Source organism: Flagellimonas alvinocaridis (genome assembly GCF_004916895.1).
GTDB classification, from domain to species: Bacteria; Bacteroidota; Bacteroidia; order Flavobacteriales; family Flavobacteriaceae; genus Flagellimonas; species Flagellimonas alvinocaridis.
In genome coordinates this window covers 60,256-86,895 of the sequence record NZ_SNTZ01000011.1, presented here as the reverse complement: position 1 = coordinate 86,895, position 26,640 = coordinate 60,256, and the positions used below count along the sequence as shown (strand labels likewise).

General features: G+C 40.9%; 30 protein-coding genes and 1 tRNA gene. 21 read left to right on the top strand and 10 right to left on the bottom strand.

From position 1 onward, the window contains the following. Positions 1–709: 709 nt before the first annotated feature. The 5 genes from thrS (at position 710) to EZV76_RS14560 (ending at position 4,724) form a co-directional block, all read left to right on the top strand. Positions 710–2,650, top strand: a complete 1,941-nt coding sequence (gene thrS, locus EZV76_RS14580) for a threonine--tRNA ligase (protein WP_136567302.1) — start codon at positions 710–712, stop codon at positions 2,648–2,650. Positions 2,651–2,686: 36 nt separating this feature from the next. Further along, the gene (gene infC / locus EZV76_RS14575; protein WP_262709767.1) at positions 2,687–3,238 is read left to right on the top strand and encodes a translation initiation factor IF-3; all 552 of its coding nucleotides are present in this window, start codon (positions 2,687–2,689) and stop codon (positions 3,236–3,238) included. Between the two features lie 51 nt (positions 3,239–3,289). After that, a complete protein-coding gene (gene rpmI, locus EZV76_RS14570; protein WP_073181711.1) occupies positions 3,290–3,487 on the top strand; it encodes a 50S ribosomal protein L35 in 198 nt (65 codons plus the stop codon). A gap of 148 nt (positions 3,488–3,635) precedes the next feature. Beyond that, complete coding sequence (rplT, locus tag EZV76_RS14565) at positions 3,636–3,980, top strand: 50S ribosomal protein L20 (protein ID WP_136567301.1); 345 nt, start codon at positions 3,636–3,638, stop codon at positions 3,978–3,980. An 87-nt stretch (positions 3,981–4,067) separates the two neighbouring features. Further along, positions 4,068–4,724 carry an SGNH/GDSL hydrolase family protein gene (locus EZV76_RS14560; RefSeq protein WP_136567300.1) on the top strand — a complete coding sequence of 219 codons (657 nt, stop codon included), beginning with the start codon at positions 4,068–4,070 and terminating at the stop codon, positions 4,722–4,724. Here EZV76_RS14560 and EZV76_RS14555 read toward each other — a convergent pair. Then, positions 4,721–5,143 (bottom strand): secondary thiamine-phosphate synthase enzyme YjbQ, encoded by a 423-nt coding sequence (locus EZV76_RS14555; RefSeq protein WP_136567299.1) that lies wholly within the window; start codon positions 5,141–5,143, stop codon positions 4,721–4,723. The genes EZV76_RS14560 and EZV76_RS14555 overlap by 4 nt on opposite strands. 99 nt (positions 5,144–5,242) lie before the next feature. Here EZV76_RS14555 and EZV76_RS14550 point away from each other — a divergent pair, with 99 nt between their 5' ends. From EZV76_RS14550 to EZV76_RS14540, 3 genes are all read left to right on the top strand, one after another. After that, positions 5,243–6,034, top strand: coding sequence for an HAD family hydrolase (locus EZV76_RS14550; RefSeq protein WP_136567298.1), 792 nt, complete (start codon positions 5,243–5,245; stop codon positions 6,032–6,034). 106 nt (positions 6,035–6,140) lie between these two features. Beyond that, complete coding sequence (locus EZV76_RS14545; protein WP_136567297.1) at positions 6,141–6,650, top strand: YybH family protein; 510 nt, start codon at positions 6,141–6,143, stop codon at positions 6,648–6,650. A 78-nt stretch (positions 6,651–6,728) separates the two neighbouring features. After that, entirely contained in the window at positions 6,729–7,616 is an 888-nt protein-coding gene (locus tag EZV76_RS14540) for a dienelactone hydrolase family protein (protein ID WP_136567296.1), read from the top strand. Here EZV76_RS14540 and EZV76_RS14535 read toward each other — a convergent pair. The 5 genes from EZV76_RS14535 to tgt form a co-directional block, all read right to left on the bottom strand. Next, entirely contained in the window at positions 7,613–8,920 is a 1,308-nt protein-coding gene (locus tag EZV76_RS14535) for an asparagine synthetase B (protein WP_136567295.1), read from the bottom strand. The two genes, EZV76_RS14540 and EZV76_RS14535, sit on opposite strands and share 4 nt — an antisense overlap. Further along, positions 8,904–10,451: a replicative DNA helicase gene (dnaB, locus tag EZV76_RS14530; RefSeq protein ID WP_136567294.1), complete on the bottom strand. Its 1,548-nt coding sequence runs from the start codon at positions 10,449–10,451 to the stop codon at positions 8,904–8,906. The genes EZV76_RS14535 and dnaB overlap by 17 nt, the downstream gene beginning before the upstream one ends. 167 nt (positions 10,452–10,618) lie before the next feature. Beyond that, complete coding sequence (locus EZV76_RS14525; RefSeq protein WP_136567293.1) at positions 10,619–11,572, bottom strand: acetyl-CoA carboxylase carboxyltransferase subunit alpha; 954 nt, start codon at positions 11,570–11,572, stop codon at positions 10,619–10,621. 108 nt (positions 11,573–11,680) lie between these two features. Then, complete coding sequence (locus EZV76_RS14520; protein ID WP_136567292.1) at positions 11,681–12,763, bottom strand: LptF/LptG family permease; 1,083 nt, start codon at positions 12,761–12,763, stop codon at positions 11,681–11,683. Next, a complete protein-coding gene (tgt, locus tag EZV76_RS14515) occupies positions 12,763–13,893 on the bottom strand; it encodes a tRNA guanosine(34) transglycosylase Tgt (RefSeq protein ID WP_136567291.1) in 1,131 nt (376 codons plus the stop codon). Before tgt ends, EZV76_RS14520 begins: the two co-directional genes overlap by 1 nt. Positions 13,894–14,046: 153 nt before the next feature. Between tgt and EZV76_RS14510 the strand changes: the two genes are divergently transcribed. Genes EZV76_RS14510 through EZV76_RS14500 form a run of 3 tightly spaced genes read left to right on the top strand, consistent with a single transcriptional unit; the run spans position 14,047 to position 16,529 of the window. Then, positions 14,047–14,892 carry a transketolase gene (locus tag EZV76_RS14510; protein ID WP_136567290.1) on the top strand — a complete coding sequence of 282 codons (846 nt, stop codon included), beginning with the start codon at positions 14,047–14,049 and terminating at the stop codon, positions 14,890–14,892. A gap of 18 nt (positions 14,893–14,910) precedes the next feature. Next, positions 14,911–15,864 carry a transketolase family protein gene (locus EZV76_RS14505; RefSeq protein ID WP_136567289.1) on the top strand — a complete coding sequence of 318 codons (954 nt, stop codon included), beginning with the start codon at positions 14,911–14,913 and terminating at the stop codon, positions 15,862–15,864. 53 nt (positions 15,865–15,917) lie between these two features. Continuing rightward, positions 15,918–16,529 carry an outer membrane beta-barrel protein gene (locus EZV76_RS14500; RefSeq protein WP_136567288.1) on the top strand — a complete coding sequence of 204 codons (612 nt, stop codon included), beginning with the start codon at positions 15,918–15,920 and terminating at the stop codon, positions 16,527–16,529. Positions 16,530–16,596: 67 nt separating this feature from the next. On the opposite strand, the gene EZV76_RS14495 is transcribed toward EZV76_RS14500, so the two are convergent. Beyond that, positions 16,597–17,544, bottom strand: coding sequence for an FKBP-type peptidyl-prolyl cis-trans isomerase (locus EZV76_RS14495; RefSeq protein ID WP_136567287.1), 948 nt, complete (start codon positions 17,542–17,544; stop codon positions 16,597–16,599). A 78-nt stretch (positions 17,545–17,622) separates the two neighbouring features. Between EZV76_RS14495 and EZV76_RS14490 the strand changes: the two genes are divergently transcribed. Together EZV76_RS14490 and EZV76_RS14485 are read left to right on the top strand one after the other, a co-directional pair. Then, positions 17,623–17,994 (top strand): RNA-binding S4 domain-containing protein, encoded by a 372-nt coding sequence (locus EZV76_RS14490; RefSeq protein ID WP_136567286.1) that lies wholly within the window; start codon positions 17,623–17,625, stop codon positions 17,992–17,994. A gap of 36 nt (positions 17,995–18,030) precedes the next feature. Beyond that, positions 18,031–18,528, top strand: coding sequence for a phosphoribosyltransferase family protein (locus EZV76_RS14485; RefSeq protein ID WP_136567285.1), 498 nt, complete (start codon positions 18,031–18,033; stop codon positions 18,526–18,528). Here the strand turns inward: EZV76_RS14485 and EZV76_RS14480 are convergent. Next, positions 18,520–19,035, bottom strand: a complete 516-nt coding sequence (locus EZV76_RS14480; protein WP_136567284.1) for a shikimate kinase — start codon at positions 19,033–19,035, stop codon at positions 18,520–18,522. The genes EZV76_RS14485 and EZV76_RS14480 overlap by 9 nt on opposite strands. 120 nt (positions 19,036–19,155) lie before the next feature. On the opposite strand from EZV76_RS14480, the gene EZV76_RS14475 reads away from it, so the two are divergent. From EZV76_RS14475 to EZV76_RS14445, 7 genes are all read left to right on the top strand, one after another. Further along, a tRNA-Lys gene (locus EZV76_RS14475) sits at positions 19,156–19,231 on the top strand. A 230-nt stretch (positions 19,232–19,461) separates the two neighbouring features. Continuing rightward, positions 19,462–20,061, top strand: a complete 600-nt coding sequence (locus EZV76_RS14470; protein WP_236640932.1) for a Crp/Fnr family transcriptional regulator — start codon at positions 19,462–19,464, stop codon at positions 20,059–20,061. 53 nt (positions 20,062–20,114) lie between these two features. After that, complete coding sequence (locus EZV76_RS14465) at positions 20,115–20,759, top strand: hypothetical protein (protein WP_136567283.1); 645 nt, start codon at positions 20,115–20,117, stop codon at positions 20,757–20,759. A gap of 28 nt (positions 20,760–20,787) precedes the next feature. Continuing rightward, positions 20,788–21,318 (top strand): NADPH-dependent FMN reductase, encoded by a 531-nt coding sequence (locus EZV76_RS14460; protein WP_136567282.1) that lies wholly within the window; start codon positions 20,788–20,790, stop codon positions 21,316–21,318. A 186-nt stretch (positions 21,319–21,504) separates the two neighbouring features. Next, complete coding sequence (locus EZV76_RS14455; protein WP_136567281.1) at positions 21,505–21,852, top strand: hypothetical protein; 348 nt, start codon at positions 21,505–21,507, stop codon at positions 21,850–21,852. A gap of 2 nt (positions 21,853–21,854) precedes the next feature. Continuing rightward, positions 21,855–22,352, top strand: a complete 498-nt coding sequence (locus EZV76_RS14450) for an anthrone oxygenase family protein (RefSeq protein ID WP_136567280.1) — start codon at positions 21,855–21,857, stop codon at positions 22,350–22,352. Positions 22,353–22,371: 19 nt separating this feature from the next. Beyond that, positions 22,372–23,217: an NmrA family NAD(P)-binding protein gene (locus tag EZV76_RS14445; RefSeq protein WP_136567279.1), complete on the top strand. Its 846-nt coding sequence runs from the start codon at positions 22,372–22,374 to the stop codon at positions 23,215–23,217. A gap of 907 nt (positions 23,218–24,124) precedes the next feature. Here EZV76_RS14445 and EZV76_RS14435 read toward each other — a convergent pair. Both EZV76_RS14435 and pnuC read right to left on the bottom strand, forming a co-directional pair. After that, entirely contained in the window at positions 24,125–25,162 is a 1,038-nt protein-coding gene (locus tag EZV76_RS14435) for an acyl-CoA dehydrogenase family protein (protein WP_136567277.1), read from the bottom strand. Continuing rightward, entirely contained in the window at positions 25,131–25,730 is a 600-nt protein-coding gene (pnuC, locus tag EZV76_RS14430) for a nicotinamide riboside transporter PnuC (protein ID WP_136567276.1), read from the bottom strand. Before pnuC ends, EZV76_RS14435 begins: the two co-directional genes overlap by 32 nt. Positions 25,731–26,009: 279 nt before the next feature. Here pnuC and EZV76_RS14425 point away from each other — a divergent pair, with 279 nt between their 5' ends. Further along, positions 26,010–26,618, top strand: coding sequence for an LbetaH domain-containing protein (locus EZV76_RS14425; protein ID WP_136567275.1), 609 nt, complete (start codon positions 26,010–26,012; stop codon positions 26,616–26,618). Positions 26,619–26,640 lie beyond the last annotated feature (22 nt).

Sequence of the window (26,640 nt, the reverse complement as noted above, 5' to 3'; positions counted from 1 at the left end):
CTGCCGCTAGCGTTCATCCTGAGCCAGGATCAAACTCTTCATTGTATTTCCTTGAATGTCTGTCCGACACCCGGAAACCAGAGTCCCCGCATCAAAATGGTTCTTAATTCTCTTTACGCTGTCGTTACAATATGTATATGAACTTCTTTATTCACAAAACCGAACCTCAATTTCATTAAAATCAATCTTCTTTCGGCTTCAACCGCTCTACCTCTTTGGTTAAGCGGGTGCAAATGTACAACTGTTTTTTAAACCAGCAAGCTTTTTTGAGAAAAATTTCAAAACATTTTCTTGACCTCAAAAACAATCCTTTTACATGAACTTTCCCCTGAAACACCTTGGTGTTTTTCGGGCTGCAAATGTAAAATGCTTTTTTTGATTACACAATGCTTTTTAAAATAATTATCCCAGCCTTTCCGACTTATCAAAACAGTATATCAATGAGCTTCTGAACTTACCTAAAAAACAAACCCTTTGTTGTTTTTCGGGCTGCAAATGTAACACCGTTTCCTAAATAAACAAGAGTTTTTTTGTCTTCTGGACATATTAACTTTCAACTAATTGAAAACAAAGCAGATAAAAATACAACTTTTTTAAAATTCAAAACCACCTTATCATATGTAGAAAATTAATACATATATATAATGTAAGTATTGTAGCATCAACTCAAGATAGTATCTTTGCGCACCATCTCAAAATAAGGAGACGAATGATAGAAATCACATTGCCCGATGGCGCGGTAAAGAAAGTTTCAAAAGGCACCACACCCATGGAGGTCGCCAAAAGTATCAGTGAAGGTTTGGCCCGGAATGTCATTTCGGCCAAATTCAATAACACCGTTGTGGAAACCGTGACCCCACTTACCAAAGATGGCACCCTTACTTTATATACATGGAACGATAGTGAGGGCAAAAAAGCTTTTTGGCACTCGACTTCACACGTTGTGGCCCAAGCCTTGGAGGAATTGTACCCAGGAATTAAACTTACCATTGGACCTGCCATTGAAAACGGGTTCTACTATGATGTGGATTTTGGAGAGCACACGGTTTCTGAAAAGGATTTCCCAACCATTGAAAAGAAGGCATTGGAAATTGCCCGAGGCAAACATGATTACAAGATGCGCAGTGTTTCCAAAGCGGATGCCCTTCAATATTATAAGGACCAAGACAATGAGTTCAAAGTTGAGCTTATTGAAAATTTGGAAGATGGCACCATAACTTTCTGTGACCATAGTACCTTTACTGATCTATGTCGCGGTGGACATATCCCCAATACAGGCATCATCAAGGCCATTAAAATATTGAGTGTGGCCGGAGCGTATTGGAGAGGTGATGAAAACAATCCACAATTGACCCGAGTATATGGTATTTCCTTTCCAAAGCAAAAAGAGCTTACCGAGTATTTGGAGCTATTGGAAGGGGCCAAAAAACGTGATCACAGAAAACTGGGGAAAGAATTGGAACTGTTCACTTTCTCCAAAAAAGTAGGACAGGGGCTTCCCCTTTGGCTACCCAAAGGTGCCGCTCTACGTGAACGATTGGAACAGTTTTTAAAGAAAGCCCAGAAAAAGGCAGGGTATGAAATGGTGGTCACTCCACACATTGGCCAAAAGGAACTTTATGTGACTTCCGGACACTATGCCAAATATGGCGAGGATAGTTTTCAGCCTATCCATACACCTAAGGAGGATGAGGAGTTTCTATTGAAACCCATGAACTGTCCACATCACTGTGAAATTTATAATAGCACCCCTTTTAGTTATAAGGATTTACCCAAGCGCTATGCTGAATTTGGAACCGTATATAGATACGAACAAAGTGGGGAACTCCATGGACTTACGCGTGTAAGAGGTTTTACCCAGGACGATGCCCACATTTTTTGTACTACGGAACAATTGAACGAAGAGTTTAAAAATGTGATCGACCTATCCTTATATGTATTGAACTCTTTGGGCTTCGACAATTTCACGGCCCAAGTATCCGTAAGGGATTTGGACAATCCTGAAAAATACATTGGTGATGTGAGCGATTGGGAAAAAGCCGAACAGGCCATTATTGATGCGGCAGAAGAAAAAGGATTGAACTATGTGATCGAAAGTGGCGAAGCCGCCTTTTATGGACCCAAGTTGGATTTTATGGTGAAGGATGCCTTGGGCCGAAACTGGCAATTGGGCACCATACAGGTAGATTATAACCTTCCCAAACGTTTTGACCTTACCTACAAAGGGAGTGACAATGAGTTGCACAGGCCGGTAATGATCCACCGTGCCCCTTTTGGAAGTATGGAACGTTTTGTAGCTTTGCTACTGGAACATACTGGAGGAAATTTCCCATTATGGCTTATTCCAACCCAAGCTATTGTTCTGCCCGTCAGTGAGAAACATGAAAAATATGCGGAAAAAGTTTTGAATTCACTGGAAAATCACGAAATTCGCGCGCTCATTGATAAGAGGAATGAAACGGTAGGGAAAAAAATCCGTGAGGCAGAACTTCAAAAAATCCCATTTATGCTCATTGTTGGAGAGCAGGAAGAAGCATCCGGAACCGTATCGGTACGGAAACACGGGGGCGAAGATTTGGGAAGTTTGAGCACCGATGCATTTTCCGACTTGGTATCTACTGAAATAAATAGTACCTTAAAGTCGTTCTAAAAAATTGAGTTTAATTAAAAAGTATACGTCATAGCAATACGAAGAAGATTTAAGCCCCAACCCAGGAGGGAAAACAAAAACCCTCACAATATCAATGAAAAGATCAAAGCCCCTGAGGTAAGGCTGGTGGGGGACAATGTTGAAATGGGGGTTTACCCCATTTCCAAAGCAAGGGATATCGCAAAAGAGCAGGAATTGGATTTGGTGGAAATATCACCCAACGCCAATCCTCCCGTTTGCAAGATTATAGACTACAAGAAGTTTCTTTATGAACAGAAGAAACGGGATAAGGCCCTAAAGGCCAAAGCCACCAAAGTAGTCATCAAGGAAATACGGTTTGGCCCACAAACAGATGACCATGATTATGAATTTAAGAAGCGACATGCGGAAAAATTCTTGAAGGATGGTGCCAAACTGAAAGCCTATGTCTTTTTTAAAGGTCGGTCCATTGTATATAAGGACCAAGGTGAAATATTATTGCTGAAACTGGCCCAAGAACTGGAAGAACTTGGAAAAGTGGAGCAAATGCCGAAATTGGAAGGTAAGCGTATGACCATGTTCATTGCGCCAAAAACCAATAAGAAATAAAAATACTGAACTAAGTTCAGCATATAATAAGCGGAGTTAAATACTAGGAAAATGCCTAAGATGAAAACAAAATCCAGTGCCAAGAAGCGTTTTAAGCTTACCGGTTCTGGTAAAATCAAAAGAAAGCACGCTTTCAAGAGTCACATTTTGACCAAGAAATCTAAAAAGCGTAAGCTTAAGTTGACGCATTCCACATTGGTTCATGAATCCGATGTGAATAGCATCAAAGAACAATTACGTTTAAAATAATTGTTCAACCGGTACATTATTTAATAACCATGGAGTCAGGCTCTTTAAAGTGTTAAGTTTTTAGTTTTAAGTTCAGAAAAAATCATTTAGCATTTACAACTTAAAACTTCATCATTCTCGACCGCCTGCTACAAAAAAATGAAACATTATGCCAAGATCAGTAAATTCAGTTGCTTCAAGAGCTAGAAGAAAAAAAGTGATGAAGCAAGCCAAAGGTTACTTCGGAAGACGTAAAAACGTTTGGACAGTAGCCAAAAATGCGGTAGAAAAAGCAATGCTATATGCTTACCGCGACAGAAGAAACAAAAAACGTAACTTCCGTTCATTGTGGATCACCCGTATCAATGCTGGTGCCCGTTTGCACGGAATGTCTTACTCCCAATTCATGGGCAAAGTAAAATCCAACGGAATAGAGCTTAACAGAAAAGTTCTTGCGGATTTGGCCATGAACCACCCCGATGCCTTTAAAGCCATCGTGGACAGAGTAAAGTAAAAATCAATATAAACTTACCCCGCTTATTAAAATCCCGCTCAATTGAGCGGGATTTTTGTATTTTATGGTGTCCATAAATTGTACATCATGAAAAACCCCTTTATAATCTGCTTTTTTATCCTAATGAATTGTGCTGTGTTATTTGGACAAAACGACAGCATCACTTTTTTAGCATTGGGAGATAGTTATACGGAAGGCACGAGTGAACTGCAACGTAATGGGTGGCCAGCTCAACTGGTCAGCCTGTTGAACAAAAAGAAAATCCAAGTCACATCACCCAAAATCGTGGCCAAAGCTGGATGGACCACCACAGACCTGATAAGGCAAATTGATTCTGAAAACCTAAATTCCAATTACAAACTGGTTTCCCTGTTAATAGGGGTAAATAATCAATATCAAGGGCTACCTCTTGAAACTTTTAAAGCTGAATTTCCCGCCTTATTGGAGACAGCCATCCGGTTGGCCAACAATAATCCCAATAATGTTTTTGTGCTTTCCATACCTGATTGGAGTGTTACTCCCTTTGCCCGTTTTAAGGATAAAGAAAAGATTACTGAAGAATTACTGACTTACAACTCCATTATAGAAGACGTGGCCAATCAATATAATGTACAGTTTATAGAAATCACCAACTTATCCAAAAAAGCAGCCTTCAACCGTTCATTGATTGCATCCGACAGTCTTCATCCTTCCGGGAAAATGTACAAGACCTGGGCCAAAAAAATCGTCAAAAAAAGATATTAATCCCCAAAAGCCGTAACCACCAACCTTCTTCCCGAAGCATGGTTACGGTGTTCGCAAAGATAGATGCCTTGCCAAATCCCAAGGTTCAGTTTTCCTTGGGTAATGGGAATCTGTACCGAAGTGCCCATCAATGAGGCCTTAATATGTGCTGGCATATCATCTGGCCCTTCATAGGTATGCACATAATACGATGCATTTTCAGGAACCATTTGATTCATATGGCTTTCAAAGTCTATTCGGACAGTGGGGTCGGCATTCTCATTGATCGTTAAACTGGCCGAAGTATGTTTTATGAATACCTGTAACATTCCCACCCTTATCTTTTTCAATTCAGGAATGGCGTCCAAAATTGTATCCGTAATCAAATGGAATCCTCGGGGATAAGATTGTAGTTGTAGTTCTTTTTGGTAAAAATCCATGGATATATAAAGTGCGGTACAAAATTAATATAAAGTTTACCAAAAGTGATTCTTGCATTCACCCAATAAGAAATACCTTTGCAGCTTAATTTCTGGACAATGGATTTATCGCAGATCAAAATGGTGGTAACCGACATGGACGGTACTTTGTTGAACTCCAATCACGAAGTGAGCCCCCGTTTTTTTGAAATTTTTGACGAGCTTAGAAAAAAGGATATCCTTTTTGTAGCCGCTAGTGGTCGCCAATATAACAGCATGGTGGACAAATTGCATTCCATAAAGGACGATATCATTGTTATTGCAGAAAATGGCGCTTTAGTGAAACAGAAAGGAGAAGTATTGCTTACTACGCCCATCACTAAATCTGAAGTGGACCGCATTTTGGATGTTGTACAGCCCTTGAGCAATGCACATCCGGTGCTTTGCAGTCAAAATGGCGCCTTTGCCAATCCAGATTCAGATGATTTTTTGAAACTACTCAAGGAATATTACTCCGAATTTGAAGTGGTAGAAGACCAAACCAAGGTGGATACAGAAATCTTAAAGATTGCCATTTACCATTTTGAAAGTTCAGAGAGACATATATATCCGGCTGTACGGTCTTTGGAGGATTCCCTAAAGGTGAAAGTATCCGGGGCAAACTGGGTAGATATTTCACATCAAAATGCTCACAAGGGCTATGCCCTTCAAAAAGTCATGGACCAACACCAAATCACCTCCAACGAGGTCATGGTTTTTGGAGACTACAACAATGATCTGGAGATGCTACAGCTTTCCAACTATAGTTTTGCCATGGCCAATGCCCACCCCAACGTGCTCAAAATAGCCCAATACACTACTGCTAGCAATAATGAGTTTGGCGTGGAAAAGGTTTTGGAGAAACTTATCTAATATCCCATTTTACAGATTGATTTTTTGTATATATTTATGATTAGCAGCCTTTTATAAAAAAGGTGTTTCTCCCCCTATAAAGTCAACCCAATAAAAAATCAATCTTATGAAATGTTTGGGACTTACCTTCGCAGTACTTGGTCTTTTCATGGGCTGTAACACCCAAAAACCGGAAACACCTATCGATTACGACAATGCCAAAACCCTAATCAATGAAAGCATTGAGGAATGGGACAATGCTTGGGAAACCAAAAACTTGGAATTGGCTCTAAAACATTATGCGGACAGAACAGATTGGACCAATGCCTTTGGTGATCGGGTACAGAGTAAAACTGAATTACGGGAGTTACTTGGTTTCATTTTTAATTTGGATTTTGTCATGGCAGGTGAAAATGACTACGGAGAAAATGAAATAACCTTCCTAAATGATTCCATTGCAACAGTTAGATCATTAAATGTCCGCAAGAACCAAAAATGGCCAGACGGAAGCAAAATGGATGACCGGTACGTCAATCATCTTAGAATCTATGAAAAAATAAATGGAGAATGGTTAATAACCAACCATATGATCAGTCAAGCATGGCCCAAAAGACAATCCAAGAACACTACGGATTAATACTTTACAGAGACCAATAGTAGAAATATTGCTGGATTTTATTTGTATCTTCATAGGAATTCATCAACCCATACATCCATGGCAGCTTTAAAAAAAGAAGACATTAAACAAGAAGTTTTTGATCTCTACGATGACTATGCCCACAACAAAATAGATCGGAAAGAGTTCATGAAAAAACTATCGCTCTACGCGGTTGGCGGGATTACCCTGCCCTCCCTTTTGAGTTTCATCATGCCCAATTACAAGGACACCCTTGTGGTTCAACCTGATGACCCTTCGTTGGATTCAAAGTTCATTACCTATAGCTCCCCAAAAGGTGGGGGTAATATCAGAGGATTGCTTTCCAAGCCCAAGAATGCTTCGGGCAAAATGGGTGGCATAGTGGTCGTCCATGAAAACAGGGGATTAAATCCCTATATTGAAGATGTAGGCCGAAGAGCAGCCCTGGAGGGTTTCATTTCTTTGGCTCCGGATGCCCTTACTCCTTTGGGCGGATATCCTGGCAATGATGATGATGGCAGAACACTACAACGTCAAAGAGATCGCAATGAAATGCTGGAAGACTTTATCGCTGCCTACAACTACCTTAAAAACCATGAAGATTGCAATGGCAAAGTGGGCGTAGTAGGTTTTTGCTTTGGCGGATGGATTTCCAATATGATGGCCGTAAAGGTTCCTGATTTGGCTGCCGCTGTTCCCTTTTATGGCGGGCAACCCAATGATGAAGACGTTGAAAAAATAAATGCTCCCTTGCAAATCCATTATGCCGAATTGGACCAAAGGGTCAATGAAGGATGGTCAGATTATGAAGCCAAGCTCAAGGAATTGGACAAAGCGTATGAAGTCCATTTTTATCCTGAGGCAAACCATGGATTCCATAACAATACCACTCCACGGTTTGATGAAGCTGCAGCGGATTTGGCTTGGAAGCGCACCATTGCTTTTTTTAAGGAAAAACTGGTTTAGGTCTTCTGTTTTTTCTTTCGGGCAGCCGGAAAAAGTACATTGTTCAAAATGAGACGGTATCCCGGTGAAGTGGGATGTAACTCCAGTTCAGTTTTGGGGTCCCCTACCCTATGCTGGTAATCTTCCGGGTCATGCCCTCCGTAAAATGTAAAGAATCCTTTCCCTTTGATTCCGTGAATGTAGCGGGCCTCTCCATTAATTTTATTTTCACCCAGCACCATTACGGTTGGTTTTACCTCGCTCCTAGTGAAGGCTGTGGTCTGTCCCATGAACCCCTTAACCAAAGAGGTATGGTTTTGGGTCAACATGGTAGGAACGGGGTCCCATTTGGCGGAAAACTCCATCAATGAAAAATAATCAGATTCTTTGGGCACATTACCCCTTTTGTTAGTCATGTCTATGGAAGAAAACTCGTATCTAAGTGGGTTTCGTTCCAAAATAAAATTGGTGAAGGCAAATGTATTGCTGTAATCCAACTTTCCTTGATAATTGGCGTCTGAAGGGTCTCCATCGAACATCGGCTCACAGATATCCACATTTTCCGCTGCCAACGCAATATCAAAACTATCCGTGGCGGAGCACATGGCAAACATAAATCCACCACCAATCACATAGTTCCTGATTTTTTGGGCAACCGCCAGTTTCTCGTCGGACACTTTTGAGTACCCCAATCGTTGTGCCAAAGCCTCTGCCTGCTCTTTTCCTTCAATATACCAAGGAGCAGCTCGGTAGGCTCCATAAAATCTTCCGTATTGGCCTGTAAAGTCTTCGTGGTGTAAATGCAACCAATCATAAAGCGCCAACTTATCGCCCAGCACCTCTTCATCGTAAACGGTAATATATGGAATCTCCGCATAGGTGAGCACCATGGTCACCGCATCGTCCCAAGGTTGGTTCTCTTTGGGAGAGTATACCGCTATCTTGGGAGCTTTTTCCAAAATAACAGCATCTTGGTTCTGGGATGGGCTACTGATTTCATCCAAAATCTGTTCCGCTTGCCCATCGGACAGCACCTCGAAGGAGACGCCGCGAATCTGGCATTCTTTTCGGATAGCTTCGCCATCGGGCATCATGAAAGAACCTCCACGATAATTTAAGAGCCATTGTACCTTCTGCTGTTTGGAAAGTACCCAATAAGTAATCCCATAGGCTTTAAGGTGATTTTCTTGACTTTCGGCATCCATGGGAATTAAGATGACAGAGGCGAAAGAGGAAAGGGAAAAGAGCAGAGAAAAAATAAGCAAGACGCCTCTCGACTGCGCTCGAGGTGACAGAAAAGTAACTTTATTAGAATGGCACGTCATTGTCATCTGGGTCATCGTCACTGTTCATTGCGCTCCCAAAAGCCTCGTCCGCACTGGGAAGATTTGGGGTTGCAAAGGGATTCTCCTCGTCCGCATTCATCTTCGATTGGAATTCGAATGGGGAGTCAAAGTCATCCAAGTTATCAAATTTACCCAGAGCGCCCACAAATTTTAACCTAATATTATCCAAACCTCCATTACGGTGCTTGGCTACAATGAACTCAGCCTGACCTTGTGTGGGGGTACGCTCTTCATCATCCCACTCGTCAATTTTATAATACTCAGGTCGGTAAATAAACGATACAATATCCGCATCCTGCTCAATGGCCCCGGATTCCCTCAAATCGGAAAGTATCGGACGCTTGCTGCCTCCACGGGTCTCTACAGCCCGTGACAACTGTGACAGGGCGATCACAGGCACATTGAGTTCCTTGGCCAGTGCCTTTAAGTTTCGGGAAATGGTGGATATCTCCTGTTCCCGGTTTCCTCCTTTCTGGCTTCCGCCAGCGGTCATCAATTGCAAATAGTCAATGATGATCAATTTTATTTTATGCTGCGAGGCCAAACGTCTTGCCTTGGCCCTTAAATCGAAAATGGAAAGTGAAGGGGTATCGTCAATGAACAAAGGGGCTTTTTCTAAGGTCTTTACCTTTACGTTCAATTGTTCCCATTCGTGCTTTTCCAATTTCCCTGTCCTTAATTTTTCAGAAGAAAGCCCAGTTTCAGAGGAAATCAAACGGGTGATCAACTGTACGGAAGACATCTCTAAAGAAAAGAAGGCTACCGCGTTACCAGAATTCACGGCAATGTTACGTGCCATGGAAAGCGTCAGGGCCGTTTTACCCATACCTGGACGTGCAGCCACGATGATAAGGTCACTGGGTTGCCAACCTGAGGTCAGCTTATCCAACTTATCAAATCCGGAAGGAATGCCACTTAATCCTTCCTTATTTGAAATTTCCTCGATTTTTTTCTTTGCTTGGATCACCAAGTTTTGGGCCGTTTCCGCGGAACGTTTCAAATTTCCTTGGGTAACTTCGTACAATTTGGCCTCAGCATCGTCCAAAAGGTCAAAAACGTCAGTTGAATCACTGTAGGCATTTTCAATAATCTCACTGGAAATCTTGATAAGACTCCTTTGGATGTATTTTTGAAGGATAATCCTCGCATGGAACTCGATGTGTGCTGAAGAGGCCACTTTTTGGGTAAGTTTGATCAAATAAAAGTCCCCTCCAACGGCTTCAAGCTTTCCATCCTTCTTTAATTGCGCTGAAACAGTTAATAAATCAACAGGTTCAGAAGTTTCAAACAATTTGAAGATAGCCTCGTAAATAAACCTGTGCGCGTCTTTGTAGAAGGCATCTGGATGCAGAATATCGATTACTTCATCCACCCCTTTCTTATCAATCATCATAGCTCCAAGCACAACTTCCTCTAAATCAACAGCTTGAGGCGGTATTTTGCCTTTTTCTAGATTGATGAGGGTTGATTTGTCCACTCTATGACCGATGATTGGGCTAGGTTTGTCCATGAATGCGAAAGTAGCTAATTGGTCTTAAGTTAACTTTAATTTTACATCATGCGATTTCCACAGATAATGAACAAAGTTACTGTTAATAACTTGCGATTTCTGTTAATAACGCAAAAAAAGCAGAGGAAAAAACCTGATAAAAAAAGTTAGCCTTTGAAAAACAAGAATTAGCCATTGAAAACGCCCATTGAGGCGTATTTATCCATTCTGGATTTTATCAGTTGTTTTGGTGATAACTTTTTGAGTTCTTCGTAATGGGATGAAATTTTGTTCTTGACCGTTTCAAAGGTCTTTTCCCTATTCACGTGTGCACCACCTAGGGGTTCCTTAATGATTTCATCAATGACCTTTATTTTTTTGCTGTCCGAAGCGGTTAGCTTAAGAGCTTCGGCTGCCTTTTCCTTATACTCCCAGCTTCTCCACAAAATGGAAGAACAGTTTTCTGGGGAGATTACAGAATACCAAGCATTCTCCAGCATCAATACTTTATCTCCAACGCCAATGCCCAAAGCACCACCTGATGCACCTTCACCAATTATAATACAAATAATAGGGACCTCTAGACGGGTCATCTCCAGAATATTTCTTGCAATGGCTTCACCCTGCCCCCTTTCTTCTGCTTCCAAACCTGGATAGGCACCGGGGGTATCAATAAAAGTAACTACAGGAATATCGAATTTCTCTGCGGATTTCATCAATCGCAACGCTTTTCGGTATCCTTCTGGATTGGCCATACCAAAATTTCTATACTGTCTGGTCTTGGTGTTATATCCTTTTTGTTGACCGATGAACATATAGGTCTGATCGCCTATTTTTCCTAGACCACCCACCATGGCTTTGTCATCTTTGACATTCCTATCGCCATGAAGTTCCAAGAACGTATCTCCACAGATGGCATTGATATAGTCCATGGTATATGGCCTATTGGGGTGTCTAGAAAGTTGAACCCGTTGCCAAGCGGTCAGATTCTTGTATATCTCTTTTCTTGTCTCTTGAAGTTTTTTTTCAATTTGAGAGCAGGTCTCGGTTACATCAACATCACTTTCTTCACCTATCACCATACATTTTTGAAGTTGTTCTTCAAGTTCTTTGATGGGAAGTTCAAAATCTAAATACTCCATGGAAAGTCAGTTCTTAAAAAATAGTGGGGACAAATATAAAACTTTATGCATTACCCACAGAAATTAGGCAAACCATTTAACGTTAAGACATTAGGATTATATTGATCATCATCTTTTGGCTTTCAAGAGCATGTAAACGGCAAAAACACCAAAAATAAGGTTGGGGAGGATTACCGCCAACAAGGGTGAAAAACCGGATTGCTCTGCCAACGTACCAAAAACCTTGTCGAAGAAAATGTAAACAAAGGCCACGCCAATACCAAATGCGAGATTAAGCCCCATGCCTCCCCTACGCTTTACAGAAGAAACGGCAACGGCAATAATGGTTAGGATAAAAGCGGCAATGGGCAAAGCCCATCTTTTATATTTGACCAACACATATGTATTTATATTGGAAGCCCCTTTTTGTTTTTGATCTTCAATAAACTCATTAAGCTCAAAAAGGTTCTTGGTTTCCGCAACATAGGAAACCGGGGTTAAATCCTCCATTTTAAACGTAAAGAGGGTGTCCAGTCTTCTTTTGGTCTCAATGTATTCCACATCATCGTGGAGTTTTCGTTTTACATAATTGGTCAAACGGTATAGACTATCTTTTTCCATCCATCGGATATTACTTGCTGAAATCTTAAAATCCAATTGTTTAATGGAGTCAAAATGCTCATACGTGAAATTGTACCCTATTTTTCGGTTGGGATCAAAACTGCTCACGTAGAGGTAGTCATTCTCGTTAAGCTGATTGAAAATATTATCCGTTACCTGAACCTGTCTTCCTTTTTTAAAATACTTGTATTCGAACTCATTAAATCCAATACTGGCATGGGGAACAATGAACATCCCCATCATAAAAATAAGGATGGCTACCATGGTTGCCCCTATCAAATACGGTCGTAAAAAACGACTATAGGACACTCCAGAACTCAAAATGGCAACAATCTCCGTGTTACTGGCCAGTTTTGAGGTAAAAAATATAATGGAAAGAAACAAAAAGACGGGCAACAATAAATTACCGATCACCAAAGTAAAATTCCCATAAAAGACAATCACCTCGGCAAGGGGGGCCTCATTGTCAATGATTTTTCCAATCTTTTCCGCCAAGTTGGCCATGATTCCGATGGGAACAAAAAGCATAAGCATCCCCAGAAAGGTGATCAAATAACGTTTTAAGATGTATTTGTCAAGTATGGTGAGCATTACAGTCTTTTATCCATTTGTTCTACCATTCTGGTTTTCCATTCCAGGAAATCCCCTGCTAAAATACGTTCTCTTGCGGTTCGTACCAACCACAAATAAAAACCAAGATTGTGAATAGTGGCTATCTGCTTCCCCAAATACTCGTTTGCGGCGAACAAATGTCGTAAATAGGCCTTTGAATATTCAGTGTCCACAAAAGTGATGCCCATCTCATCTATCGGAGAAAAATCGTTTTCCCACTTTTTATTTTTGATGTTGATGGTCCCATGGGCCGTGAAAAGCATACCGTTACGGGCATTTCGGGTTGGCATAACGCAATCGAACATATCTACTCCCAAGGCAATATTTTCCAAAATATTGATGGGTGTTCCCACTCCCATAAGATAACGCGGTTTGTCTTCTGGCAAAATATCACAGACCAGCTCGGCCATTTCGTACATTTCCTCTGCTGGCTCTCCTACGGAAAGGCCACCAATGGCATTGCCCTCCGCTCCCACAGATGCAATATATTCTGCGGATTGTTTACGCAAATCTTTATAGGTAGATCCTTGGACTATGGGGAAAAAGGTTTGGGTATAATCGTAGGTGTAGGGTAGCTTTTCCAAATGTTCCATACAACGGTCCAACCACCTATGGGTCATATGCATGGAACGTTTCGCATAATTGTAATCACAGGGGTATGGGGTGCATTCATCAAAAGCCATGATGATATCCGCCCCAATGGTACGCTGTATTTCCATCACATTTTCAGGGGTGAAAACATGACGTGAACCATCAATATGTGATTTAAATTTTACACCTTCTTCCTTAATTTTTCGATTTCCTGATAGTGAATAGACTTGATAGCCCCCACTATCAGTAAGAATAGGTCGTTCCCAACCCATAAACTTGTGGAGCCCTCCGGCTTCTTCCAAAATTCCGGTTCCGGGCCTTAAATACAAATGATAGGTATTCCCTAAAATAATATCTGGGTTGATATCGTTGGTCAACTCCCTTTGATGCACTCCCTTTACCGAAGCCACTGTGCCTACAGGCATAAAAATTGGAGTCTGGATAGCACCATGATCCGTAATCATTTCCCCGGCCCTAGCCTTGCTCTTGTTATCCTTTTGAAGTAAGGTGAATTTCAATGTTCTTGTTTAAGACCGCAAATATAACCAACTCATTTTCCCCGTTCCTTAACAAAAAAATAAAGTTTGTGTGCAAACTCGTTGATTAAATCTTCCATTTCCACTTGTTTAGCCCACTGAATGCCGTTACTTTTGGGCTTTAAATTTATACTAATGCCAAATACACAAGAATTACAGGATTTAGTGACCCAAGTACGAAGGGACATTTTACGAATGGTCCACAAGGTAAATTCGGGACACCCCGGAGGCTCTTTGGGCTGTACCGAATTTTTTGTTGCCCTCTACAACGAAATTATGGACCTCAAGGAAGGATTTGATATGGATGGAATCGGGGAGGATCTCTTCTTTTTGTCCAATGGACATATTTCTCCTGTATTTTACAGTGTACTGGCACGAAGGGGCTATTTCCCCATTGATGAACTAAACACGTTCCGATTGTTAGATTCACGTCTACAAGGACACCCCACTACCCATGAGGGATTGCCAGGTGTACGCGTGGCTTCTGGATCATTGGGGCAAGGGATGTCTGTGGCCATCGGAGCTGCATTGGCCAAAAAACTCAACGGTGACAACCATTTAGTGTATAGCTTACACGGAGATGGTGAACTTCAGGAAGGTCAAAACTGGGAGGCTATTATGTATGCCGCAGGCAATAAAGTGGACAACCTGATTGCCACCGTGGACCGAAATGGCCAACAAATTGATGGATCTACCGAAGATGTATTGCCGTTGGGCGATGTTGCTGAAAAATTCAAGGTATTTGGATGGGATGTGATGGAGATTGAAAACGGTAACGATTTGGAACAGGTCATTGCCGGACTGAAAGAAGCCAAGACCAGAACCGGAAAAGGGAAGCCGGTATGTATTGTCATGACCACCGAGATGGGTAATGGCGTAGATTTCATGATGCATACTCATGCATGGCACGGAAAAGCTCCCAATGATGAGCAATTGGCCACCGCATTGGCACAAAACCCTGAAACCCTAGGCGATTATTAATTCTGAAGACCTCACAAGATGACAAAATATACAGATCAAGGAAAACAAGATACACGTAGCGGATACGGAGCTGGAATGACAGAACTGGGTAGAACCAACCCCAATGTAGTGGCCCTATGCGCCGATTTGATTGGTTCTTTAAAAATTGAAACCTTTATTGAGGAGAATCCCGAGCGTTTCTTTCAAGTAGGGATTGCAGAGGCAAATATGATGGGCATGGCCGCCGGTTTGACCATTGGCGGAAAGATTCCATTTGCCTCCACTTTTGCCAATTTTGCCACTGGTAGGGTTTATGACCAAATTCGTCAATCCATAGCCTATTCGGGTAAAAATGTGAAAATCTGTGCATCGCACGCAGGTCTTACCTTGGGTGAGGATGGTGCCACCCACCAGATTTTGGAGGATATAGGTCTTATGAAAATGTTGCCGGGTATGACCGTAATCAACCCATGCGACTTTAACCAGACCAAAGCCGCCACCATTGCCATTGCCGAGCATGATGGTCCCGTATACCTTCGTTTTGGAAGACCCAAAGTAGCCAACTTTACCCCTGTGGACCAAAAATTTGAAATTGGCAAGGCACTCATGCTCAATGAAGGTACCGATGTGACCATTATTGCCACCGGACATTTGGTTTGGGAATCCCTATTGGCTGCCGAAAGCTTGGAAAAACAAGGTATATCCGCTGAAGTCATCAATATACACACCATTAAACCTTTGGATGATGCCGCCATTTTGGCTTCGGCCAAGAAAACCGGATGTGTGGTCACCGCGGAGGAACACAACTTCTTGGGAGGTCTAGGAGAAAGTGTTTCCAGAGTGTTGGCATCACATTTACCTACGCCACAGGAGTTTGTGGCTACCCAAGATACTTTTGGGGAAAGTGGTACCCCAGACCAGCTTATGGAGAAATATGGGCTGAACAATAAAGCTATTGAGGCTGCCGTTTTAAGGGTATTGAAGCGAAAATAATTTTCGGTATCACTTTTGTGTGATATTCTTCAATCCATTAAAACGAAATACTTATGAAAAAAACACTTCTAGTGGCAGCAATGGCCCTATTGGGGTCTGCCGCAATTGCCCAAAGCGGTTCAGGATTTGGTATTAAAGCAGGTTTAAGCTACAACAAGAACGGGGATTTGATCAGTTCCGTTGGCGACTCCGGACAGGACATCGTGGATGGCGGCGAAGGAAAGGCCGGTTACCATGTGGGTTTCTGGGGGAAATTGGATTTTCCAAAGATTTATCTTAGACCTGAATTGGTATATTCCAAAACCAAAAGTAGCTATGAGGTGGATGGTGATTCCCAAGACTACGACATTTCAAAATTAGATTTACCTGTACTATTGGGATACAAAATCATTGGACCTTTGCACATTTTTGCTGGACCTGCGTTCCAATACACCCTTAAAAACGATTTAGGGGATCTTGAGGTAGAGGATGTCCAGAACGACTTTACGGTTGGTCTCAATACCGGTGTAGGCGTCAATTTGGGAAGAGTTGGTTTGGATGTACGCTATGAAAGAGGCTTCTCTAAGAACGAGGCCGAGTTTATTGGCGACAACATTACGGACATATCCGGTAGGGTAGATTCCAGACCTTCTCAAGTTATCTTTGCACTATCCTTAAAATTATAGTGGAAATTTCAATCCATAAAAAAGGGCCCGTCTTTGACGGGCCCTTTTTCATTCTATATCTTTTGAATCATTTAGTATCGGGATCTAAATAATCCGGAATTTTATCATTATCCGCATCTGGGTAAGGTATAATGATTTCCCCATTTTCATCGGTTATCTCACTTCTCGTGGAAACTCCATCACCATCATCATCGCCATCCAAATAATCAGGGACATCGTCATCATCGGTATCATCGTCAAACAGGTTTTTATTGCCATTTCTGTCCTCTAGGATACTCGGTATTCCATCCCTGTCATGGTCCGCAGTATTCACCACTAATAAATTCACATTAAATGCAATTGGGGCGTAGCTCTCCCCTACTTGACTACTATTGAAATAAGCCAGACCAGCCGGCATAATGATTATACCTGAACCAAAACCTTCAACCTCAAACGTTCCATCTGGGTTATCGATTATTCCGTTTCCTGGCTTAAAATGGGTCAACCCAAGTCTAAACCCTGCAATGGCCCCAGAGGTGCTTATAGTTCCTTGAAGATCAAACCAACGTCCTGAATTTATTGCACTGTCAAAAAACGTTCTATCCAATGTGTAGCCTTCATACCTTACATAAACCGAATCGGCCACTGTAGGAGGATTTTCGCCTGCACCAGTCCTGGCTACCAAATAGTAATAGGTATGGGTAATGTTTTCTTCTCCATCGGAAATACCAAATTGTGAAGCCGAAACGGTTGCAGTAGCCGATTTTAAAAGAGGGGATTCCGAAATTGGGGTTTTATCCGAGTTCTCCCCAGCAATGGTGTCGACCTTAATCTTATAGTCGAACCCAGCTGGTGGATTTTGAAACTCTTCGTAATTGTAGAAATGGGTTTCCATAAATGCTTTTATCGCATTGTCGTTCTCCAAAGCTACCTCTGATAAGTCCCTTGGTGGAACAGTCTCAACCCCATCATCATCTTTCTTGCAAGAGAAAAAAGTAATTAATAAAACTAAAGAAACAATAATCCCGTACCTCATCAAGTGTGTCATTTAGCTGCGCAAGATACAATTTTCCGCTATTTTTGCTCAGTGCGTTAACAAAGATTTGCAGAGATCATGCGGATAGACAAGTACCTTTGGTGCATTAGATACTATAAAACCCGGAACGTTGCCTCCACGGCTGTTAAAAAAGGCCAGGTGAAGGTAAATGGTAGTGCGGTTAAACCTTCAAGAGAGGTATTCCCAATGGACAAGATTGTTCTTCGGAAAAATCAAATAGACTATCAGCTTACCGTTTTGGACATTCCTGAAAGCCGAGTTGGCGCCAAATTGGTCGATATTTACCGGAAAGACACTACCCCCAAGGAGGCCTTTGAGCATAACGAACTGCTCACACATGCAAAGACCCATTATAGAAAGAAAGGACTTGGAAGGCCTACCAAAAAGGACAGGAGGGACATTGATGGTTATTTGGACGAATCTGAATAGTCTGTTTTTATATCTTTGGATGAATTATTCCATTTCATGAAGAACCTTATTCTTACCCACGATCAAATTCAGCATACAATAAAACGGATTGCTTATCAAATTTATGAAACCAATGTGGATGAAAAAGAAATCATCATTGCTGGGATAAATGGTGGAGGAATTGATTTTGCCAAAAAACTCGTAGACATCCTCAAAAAAATAACCGATGCCCAAATTACGTTGTGCAAGGTTGGAATGGACAAGAAAAATCCCCTGAAGAGTGGGGTCGAGACATCAATCCCTGAAGAAGCCTACAAAGACAAATCCATAGTTTTGGTGGATGATGTGCTTAACTCCGGAACCACTTTAATCTACGGCGTACACCACTTTTTAAAGACCCCCATAAAACAATTGAAAACTGCTGTCCTAGTAAATCGGAACCACAAAAAATATCCAATCAAGGCCGATTTTAAGGGTATATCGCTCTCCACCTCTTTAAATGAACATATAAAAGTAGAGTTTATTCCCAAGAACAACTCTGTCTACTTAGAGTAGCATTTTTTTAATTTCGGCAACCACTTCCTCAAGATTTTTGCCCTCACATTCTACAATGTGCTTGGCTCTGGCATAATATGCTCTCCTCTCAAAAAGGTGTTTCCCTACAAATTCGGGCAAATCGGCATCTTCAATATTTCTCACTAAGGGTCGTTGCTCCTTTTCCTTTTGTAGTCGTTCAACTAAAGCGGGTATGGACAGTTGCAGATACACGGAATCATCCGATTTTTCCAAAATAGTCTCCATGTTACCTGAATAACACGGCGTACCACCACCAGTGGAAAGCACCATGTTATTTCTGGTATCCAAAACTTGAGAGAGCATTTGATGCTCCAATTTTCTAAAAAAAATCTCTCCTTTTTCTGAAAAAATGGTTTTTATGGATTTTTTTTGTTGCTCTTCAATGTAGTCATCCAAATCCACAAAATCTAGTTGTAAGTCGCTGGCCAACAACCTTCCCACGGTAGACTTTCCACTTGCCATGTACCCCATCAAAACTATTCTCATATATCTGTTTTAAAAGCGATTTCAAAAAAACACAAATTTATCATTAATTCACTTTTGGAAAATAGATTATTGATGTTATATTTGCACCCGCTTAGCGAAACAGCCAAGTACTGAAATTTTGACCTGGTAGCTCAGTTGGTAGAGCATCTCCCTTTTAAGGAGAGGGTCCTGGGTTCGAGCCCCAGCCAGGTCACCATAAAACCCCAAAAATCTATCGGTTTTTGGGGTTTTCTTTTTCCACTCCTCTTGTATTCCTCTATTCCATTTATTTTTTAAGGCAATAATCCTTCAAAAACCAAGAGTCCAAAAAAATACTCTTCCGTTCCATACCAGCCTAAAATATCCCAGTATTTATACAAACGAGAAAATAAGCAATGTTTTTCCACAACAAGGTCCAAATACTTAATTTTAAAGAACGTATGGAAAATGGTCTTGAAATTGGAACACTCACATCAACTAATTATTGATAATGTCAGTAGGTTTATTGATTTAACCGAGCTTGAAAAACAGAAGTATATTTCTTTGCTTACAGAAGTAAAAGTAAAAAAGAAAGCATTCTTAATGCAAGCAGGTGAAATTGCCAGATACGAGTATTTTATCACTAAAGGTTGCTTAAAGGTGTATACTTTAAATGAGGATGGTGTACCTCATATCTCCATGTTTGCGGTTGAAGATTATTGGACAGGGGACATGGCCAGTTTTATGACCAAAGAACCTTCGCGTTATTTCATTAAAGCTACCGAGGACTCAGAATTATTAGGCATCTCCAGAGCTAATTATGAGCTACTTTTTCAAGAAATACCAAAATTTGAAAGGTTTTACCGAATACTATATCAAAAGTCGCTCATAAGTTATATAAGACGTTCCAACCAAGGCATATCCTTAACGGCAGAGGAAAGATATATCGAGTTCAAAACGAAATATCCTAACATTGTCCATAGAATTACCCAGAAAGACTTAGCGGGTTACATTGGCATTACCCCGGAATTTATGAGTAAAATCATCTCCAAAGTCAATAGAATGTAAAAGTCTTAAACTACTTCATTTTTTTTCATGTGCCCACATTGGAATTTTGGAGCATGAAAAAAATAGTAATCATCCTTTCAGTATTTATTCTTGGAGTTACGAACAGCTTGAAAGCGCAATTCACACAAGTTGAATTATTTACAGGATTGGGCAAGACGGACTTCACACTCTATTCAAGCTATCCGATCAATGAAAAAAATACACTGAGCATTGCTACCCTCGCTTTCTTTCAAAAATTCAATAAAAAAGCAAATGAGAGTTTTGATGAGGCTGGGGTGCAACCAACACTATTCTGGAACATTAACAGGAGTGTTGCTGTTGGTCCATCTATATATTACAACAGTTTTGCCGGTTATTCGGAACGCCTGTCCGTAAGACTTATACTAAAAAATTCACGAGCGCTATTTGTAATTATTCCTACGGTTGCCCATTCCGAGCAAAAGAAGGCCGTCTATGCCGAAGCCTTTGCACAGTTTCAGTTCAACTCACCGATAAATGATAAAGTTTCGCTTAGGTTAAACGGACAGTTTTTAACTATCTGGGACAAGTTTAAAACGCACTCAAGAAGCTTTCAGCAGTTGCGAGCGGGAATATCGTTCAATGACCACCAATTGGGTATCGGTTTTGACTTTGACCAGTATGGGCCGGACCCAATTGAAAAATCATCTTTCGGTCTGTATTACCGAAAAACTCTATAAATAATTTTTAATCCTTAAAACAATAATCATGAAAAAAATAATCACAATAGCAGGAAGCAACAGTCAAAAATCAATCAATAAAAGTTTATTGGCCTATACCTCTGGTTTATTGAAGAATGTGGAAGTTATATCCATTGACCTCAACGATTATTTATTGCCCATCTATGGTGCCGATTTCGAAGCTGAAAATGGTATACCGACTGCAATCAAGAGGCTAGATGAATTATTTGATACTGCCGACGGATTTATGGTATCCCTAGCAGAACATAATGGGTCCTATGCAGCGGTATTCAAAAATACTTTAGACTGGTTATCTCGTATAAACATGAAGGTCTGGAGAGAAAAACCTATGCTGTTGATGGCTACCTCACCAGGAGGAAGAGGTGGTGCATCCGTCTTACAAGCCGCAAGTACCTACTTCCCGTTTATGGGAGCCGACATCTCGGATACTTTTTCATTGCCCTCTTTCTATGAAAACTTTAGGGAAGGTAACATCATAGAAGAAAATTTCAGAAAAGAATTATACGATAAAACAGCAAGATTTTCTAAGGAACAATAATCAAAAACCAATGAAGAGCCTTTCGAAACTCGTTGGAAAGTAGTTTCCATTGTCTTCTCACAACTTAAGGCTTTTAATCTTGATGATGGGGTAATTCCTTTTCGAACAAATCAAACTCCCGCTTGAATAAATGATTGTTGGCATGTATGAGCAATTTTGTGTCAGCATAATCAAAAAACCAGAAGGATGACAACTATTGTAAAATTACTAATTGGAGCTCTTATAACGTTGTTGGCGTCACATAACAAAACGACAACCATTAATGACCACAAGCCTCTTTTACACACAAGTTCTGTAGCTAAAGACCCCATTAAAACAAAAGCCTTTAAAGTCCTTAGCAACAAGTGTAATGTCTGCCACGAGAAACGTAATCCTAGACGTGTCTTTACCATGGATAATATGAACGACTGGTCAAATGATGTATACAAACAGGTATTTATAAAAAAGCGTATGCCAAAAGGAAAGAAAATAAAACTCACAAGCGATGAATATCAAGATGTATTAACCTGGGTATCATCTTTAAAAACCAACTAAAAATGGAAATCAAATTTAAACTTATCGTATTGATGCTTGGCATCTTATTTACAGGACTTACCGCAGGATTATGTTTTACATGGTCTAATGCAATAACACCGGGAATAGGGAGGTTGGACGACTTAAGCTTTTTACAATCCTTTCAAGCAATGAACCGAAGTATTATCAACCGGAGTTTTCTAATTGTATTCTTCTCGCCTATAGTATTTCTTTCCATAAATGCTTATTTACATGAAAATGCGCATCCCATTACATTTTGGTCGTTCCTAATAGCCGCAATACTCTTTTTTGTAGGGATAGGTCTCGTTACCATATTCAAGAATGTACCTCTCAATGAAATGCTGGATAAAACCGTATTGGAAAATCTTTCAACCATAGAATTAAAAGACCTACGTACAAAGTTTGAAAAGCCTTGGAACAAATGGCACATAAAGCGCACCATTGCTTCATTTATCTCATTTGCACTCTTACTAATAGGACTCATTTACACAAAATTATAAACCATTAAACCATAAGAACATGAAATCAGAAAACATTTTAATTATCGGGGGAACCGGAAAAACCGGTCGCCGGGTTGCAGAAAACTTGACACAATCCGGACATAATGTACGAGCGGTCGGTAGAAAAACAAACCCAGCTTTTGATTGGGAAAACACAGAAAGCTATTATGAAGCCCTAAAAGACATGGACAGGGCCTATATTGTATACTATCCTGATTTGGCGGTGCCTGGCTCCAGAGATGCCATTAAAACCCTTACCGAAAAAGCTTTGGAAGCAGGTTTAAAAAAAGTGGTATTGCTATCAGGCAAAGGAGAAACTGAAGCTGAAGCTTGTGAAGACATTGTTGCCAACTCAGGCTTAAATTACACCTTGGTTAGAGCCTCTTGGTTCAATCAAAATTTCAGTGAAGGTGCATTTTTGGATTTTGTATTGGATGGAGTGGTTGCACTTCCCATGCCACAGGCTGAAATTCCATTTGTGGATGCAGACGATATTGCTGATGTAGTTTCCAAAGTGATAATAGATGATTCTTATAACGGACAAACCATAACGGTAACCGGACCGCAGCAAAGAACCTTCAAACAGGTGGTTGACATTATGGCTGAAGCCTCTGATAGACCGATTCAATTTGTACCTATTTCCATTGAAGAATTTAAGGATGGCATGCGAAAAGCAGGATTGCCCGATTCTTATGTTTGGCTCTTTGGTTATTTGTTCGAAGAAGTATTGGGAAATCCAGATAACCAAGAAGTTTCGTATGATGTTGACAAAGTGTTAGGTAGACCTGCAAAAGATTTTGAAACCTACGCTAAACAAACTGCTGCCAATGGGATTTGGAATGTAAAAATAACCCATTCCAACTAACCCCTTAATAAAGGCTCCGACTCACCGTAGCAGGTTTTCAGAGCCTTTACCATATGCTGCTTTACATCTAAAACCAGAACTTGATGACCATTTCCTATCCTTTGATCAAACCAAAATACTACAAGTCTCTATTAACAGATTTAGTGAATTTCATTAAGTCCCCTATAGATAAACCTTCCGTAGAGAAAAGTACAACTCATAAAATCTATGATACCATAGGCCTCTTTCTTGTAAAAGTAGTTTTCTCGATAACAGTGGCATCATTGCTACAGTTCATTTATGAACCTGAAAATTTGACTTCAACTAGTATGGCTGAACGATTTAGCCCATTGCTTTTGCTTGTGGTTGGTGGAATTGTATTACCTGTATTTGAAGAAATAACGTTTAGGCTGTCCTTAAAATTTAACCCCATTTACCTTTCCTTAACTTCGGGGGCATTCACCTATTATCTACTTACCAAAGCCGTTTTTAAAAGTCGTTTGTCACTTATAGATGATACATTTTGGGATAGAATAATAGCCGCGATAATAGTTGTGTTGATTACATATATTCTTTGCAGCAGAAAGAGCATAAGGTTAATTTTACAACGATGCTGGGAAAAGCACTTTAGACTGATCTATTATTTATCTTGTATATGTTTTGCTTGGCTACACATTTTTAATTTTGAATTAAACCTCATAAATTTTTTGTGGTTGCCCCTATTAACGCTGCCTCAATTATTTAGTGCAACTATTGCTGGGTACACCAGAGTAGCTTTTGGATTTCAATACCCTCTCCTAGTGCATATGTCCACTAACATTTTATTTATCTGTTTGACTTTTTTGCCTTTTGACTAATTATTTTTTACCCCCCCTTTGCATCTTAAATCTCAGCCAAAAACGAGACGTCTTCCAAGATCTAGGGTGCTTCATTGGCCCTTCACGGTTTTTGTACTGAAAATATGATGTTGCGTGGCTGTAAAATAGTCCCTGAACACCTGATTTAATTGGTGCTTCTCACTACACCCCCTAATCCCCAGCAAAGGATATATACCAATTATACACTCAGAAATTGTCTTAACAGAAGTAGAAGCCTCAAGGTGAATATCCCCAATCCAATCTTCAGGGAACCCATCACTTAAATATATTTTATCCTCTGCCTGCCCTGCCCAGCTCAGAATCTTTGCATCTGATTGGGAAATCACGCTGGCCAATTTATCCAATGTCCCACTTTTATTGACTACAAGCTTGGCTTCTTCCAAAAAATGGGCGGCCATACCCACATAGTTGACCCAAAGGGTCAAATCGGCAAACACTCCAAAAGGGATTTTAAAGATATTTTGTGGATGGTACCATTGGTTATAGACAAAGCTATACTTTTCATGTGCCCATACCGATGATACCACAAAAGAATGGGTAGCGGTTGCCTTCAATCCCATGGTATTCCAATCCCGGATAATGTTTACATCCTTTCGGTCCAAAACAAAAGAACGTACCAAGGGCATACCCTCTTCATCAAGCACATCTTTTCCTCTCTCCTGAATTTTTGCGCTTAAGGTAAAATGAGTAAGATACGGGGCACCCGTGGCATACTTCCAGGTTCCTTTTATGGTGTATCCCTCCCCTTTTCTTTCGGCAGTGCCGGACACTCCCCCACTACCCCCAAAACAAATGGGTTCTTTTGGGTCAATGAATATGTCATTCGCCGTTTCTTTGGGTAAGTTCCCAATAAAGAAATTCGCCCCGGAGCACAGGGTCACGGTCCACCCCAAGCTTCCATCCATTTGGGCCAAATGCCTTAAGGATTTTAAACCATTGGTCAAGGTCATTTCCAATCCGCCATACAACTTGGGCACCCATAAGTTCCATAAGTTCTCCTTGGCAATTACATCCAGAACCACTTTTGGCAGTTCTTCTTTTCCAAAACAGAGCTCCCTAAACCCTTGCATGTTGTCCTTCAGTTTCATCTGCAAGTATTTTTCTCCATTTGATATAACCCGATACCGCCACAATGAACAAAAAGGCCGTTAAACCTGCATAGATGTACAGTCCTTTATAAATCAATAATGGAATGGATATCAGGTTGCTGATGTTCAAGTAAATCCAGTTTTCAATCTTTCGTTTGGCCATGAGCCACATCCCGGCCCAGGCAAAGGCACAGACCACGGCATCCCAATACGGAACATCCGAATCTGTATGCTGTCCCAACCAATAGGCCATCAACGCAAAACAACCCACAACGATTCCCATGGCAATCCCATGCTCATTTTTGGTGGAATATGAAATTGGGGTTTCCTCCTTTTGTTTTCCCATTTTCCAATAGAACCATCCGTAGATACTCATGACCAGATAGTAGAGGTTCAACAGGATATCTGCATACAATTTGGATTGGTACAGCACCCACATACTGATCAAAATGGCAACAATACCAAAAAGATAATTATGGATATTGTTCTGGCGGGCCAAAAGGACCTGAACCACACCAAAGCCGGTTCCCACCCATTGTAATAAAGTAAGTTGTGAAAGTAATTCCATTCAATCGGGTTATCCATTATACAAATAAACCATGGGAACCCCTAATGGAACACGTGCAAAACACGTTTGCCAAAATCCCTACGCCAGCATGATCTGGATCAGGTGCGAAGTGGTCAACTTCCGGGTATAATCTCAGCCCTGTTCTCCAGGACACCCCATGTAGACTTCAAAGGTATGAAAACCTGCTTGGACCAATTGTAATTTATATCCTAAATTAGCAACGATGCGCTGTGTATCTGTTTCTGGCATACCCAGGCAGCCTCACAAATTTCCATTGATATGATAGACCTACGGGACTTTATTTCCAACATTCCTTTTTATGATGATTTAAAACGTTTGGGGGTACCTTGGGAAATCACCACTGAAGTCCAAACCTTCATTATGGGGATACTGCCCCATCTTGGGAGTGATTTTCATATTGAAAACCACGTGGCCATCCACAAATCGTCCATTGTGGAACAAGGGGTCATTTTTAAACATCCCACCATTGTTATGGAAAATTGTCATATCGGGGCCCATGCCTATTTTAGGGAAGGGGTCTTTTTGGATCGTTCCGTTAAAATTGGGCCTTCAACAGAGGTCAAGAGCAGTTTGGTGTTTTCCAATACGGCAATTGCACACTTAAATTATATTGGGAACAGTATCATTGGTTCAAATGTAAATTTTGAAGCAGGCTCCATAGCGGCCAACCATTACAATGAACGGACAAATAAGGAGATTGTACTAAATTTTGATGGCGAAATCATTCCAACTGGGGTCAACAAATTTGGGGCATTGGTGGGTGATAATTCCCGAATAGGCGCCAATGCGGTTTTGTCCCCAGGTACCCTCTTGAAAAAAAACACCATTGTGAAAAGACTGGAACTGGTGGAACAGCATCCTTTATAAAATTCTTTAGGTGTAAAAGGGC

What these genes read in the sequence shown, in the direction of transcription:
- EZV76_RS14455 (WP_136567281.1), top strand. Translation starts at nt 21,505, where the DNA reads ATGACAACTATTGTAAAATTACTAATTGGAGCTCTTATAACGTTGTTG.
- pnuC (WP_136567276.1), bottom strand. Translation starts at nt 25,730, where the DNA reads ATGGAATTACTTTCACAACTTACTTTATTACAATGGGTGGGAACCGGC.
- EZV76_RS14505 (WP_136567289.1), top strand. Translation starts at nt 14,911, where the DNA reads ATGACAAAATATACAGATCAAGGAAAACAAGATACACGTAGCGGATAC.
- EZV76_RS14450 (WP_136567280.1), top strand. Translation starts at nt 21,855, where the DNA reads ATGGAAATCAAATTTAAACTTATCGTATTGATGCTTGGCATCTTATTT.
- dnaB (WP_136567294.1), bottom strand. Translation starts at nt 10,451, where the DNA reads ATGGACAAACCTAGCCCAATCATCGGTCATAGAGTGGACAAATCAACC.
- EZV76_RS14425 (WP_136567275.1), top strand. Translation starts at nt 26,010, where the DNA reads ATGATAGACCTACGGGACTTTATTTCCAACATTCCTTTTTATGATGAT.
- EZV76_RS14495 (WP_136567287.1), bottom strand. Translation starts at nt 17,544, where the DNA reads ATGAGGTACGGGATTATTGTTTCTTTAGTTTTATTAATTACTTTTTTC.
- EZV76_RS14485 (WP_136567285.1), top strand. Translation starts at nt 18,031, where the DNA reads ATGAAGAACCTTATTCTTACCCACGATCAAATTCAGCATACAATAAAA.
- EZV76_RS14525 (WP_136567293.1), bottom strand. Translation starts at nt 11,572, where the DNA reads ATGGAGTATTTAGATTTTGAACTTCCCATCAAAGAACTTGAAGAACAA.
- EZV76_RS14535 (WP_136567295.1), bottom strand. Translation starts at nt 8,920, where the DNA reads ATGACGTGCCATTCTAATAAAGTTACTTTTCTGTCACCTCGAGCGCAG.
- EZV76_RS14520 (WP_136567292.1), bottom strand. Translation starts at nt 12,763, where the DNA reads ATGCTCACCATACTTGACAAATACATCTTAAAACGTTATTTGATCACC.
- EZV76_RS14545 (WP_136567297.1), top strand. Translation starts at nt 6,141, where the DNA reads ATGAAATGTTTGGGACTTACCTTCGCAGTACTTGGTCTTTTCATGGGC.
- EZV76_RS14460 (WP_136567282.1), top strand. Translation starts at nt 20,788, where the DNA reads ATGAAAAAAATAATCACAATAGCAGGAAGCAACAGTCAAAAATCAATC.
- EZV76_RS14550 (WP_136567298.1), top strand. Translation starts at nt 5,243, where the DNA reads ATGGATTTATCGCAGATCAAAATGGTGGTAACCGACATGGACGGTACT.
- EZV76_RS14560 (WP_136567300.1), top strand. Translation starts at nt 4,068, where the DNA reads ATGAAAAACCCCTTTATAATCTGCTTTTTTATCCTAATGAATTGTGCT.
- rpmI (WP_073181711.1), top strand. Translation starts at nt 3,290, where the DNA reads ATGCCTAAGATGAAAACAAAATCCAGTGCCAAGAAGCGTTTTAAGCTT.
- EZV76_RS14470 (WP_236640932.1), top strand. Translation starts at nt 19,462, where the DNA reads ATGGTCTTGAAATTGGAACACTCACATCAACTAATTATTGATAATGTC.
- EZV76_RS14555 (WP_136567299.1), bottom strand. Translation starts at nt 5,143, where the DNA reads ATGGATTTTTACCAAAAAGAACTACAACTACAATCTTATCCCCGAGGA.
- EZV76_RS14480 (WP_136567284.1), bottom strand. Translation starts at nt 19,035, where the DNA reads ATGAGAATAGTTTTGATGGGGTACATGGCAAGTGGAAAGTCTACCGTG.
- EZV76_RS14435 (WP_136567277.1), bottom strand. Translation starts at nt 25,162, where the DNA reads ATGAAACTGAAGGACAACATGCAAGGGTTTAGGGAGCTCTGTTTTGGA.
- EZV76_RS14490 (WP_136567286.1), top strand. Translation starts at nt 17,623, where the DNA reads ATGCGGATAGACAAGTACCTTTGGTGCATTAGATACTATAAAACCCGG.
- rplT (WP_136567301.1), top strand. Translation starts at nt 3,636, where the DNA reads ATGCCAAGATCAGTAAATTCAGTTGCTTCAAGAGCTAGAAGAAAAAAA.
- EZV76_RS14445 (WP_136567279.1), top strand. Translation starts at nt 22,372, where the DNA reads ATGAAATCAGAAAACATTTTAATTATCGGGGGAACCGGAAAAACCGGT.
- EZV76_RS14465 (WP_136567283.1), top strand. Translation starts at nt 20,115, where the DNA reads ATGAAAAAAATAGTAATCATCCTTTCAGTATTTATTCTTGGAGTTACG.
- EZV76_RS14510 (WP_136567290.1), top strand. Translation starts at nt 14,047, where the DNA reads ATGCCAAATACACAAGAATTACAGGATTTAGTGACCCAAGTACGAAGG.
- EZV76_RS14500 (WP_136567288.1), top strand. Translation starts at nt 15,918, where the DNA reads ATGAAAAAAACACTTCTAGTGGCAGCAATGGCCCTATTGGGGTCTGCC.
- EZV76_RS14540 (WP_136567296.1), top strand. Translation starts at nt 6,729, where the DNA reads ATGGCAGCTTTAAAAAAAGAAGACATTAAACAAGAAGTTTTTGATCTC.
- thrS (WP_136567302.1), top strand. Translation starts at nt 710, where the DNA reads ATGATAGAAATCACATTGCCCGATGGCGCGGTAAAGAAAGTTTCAAAA.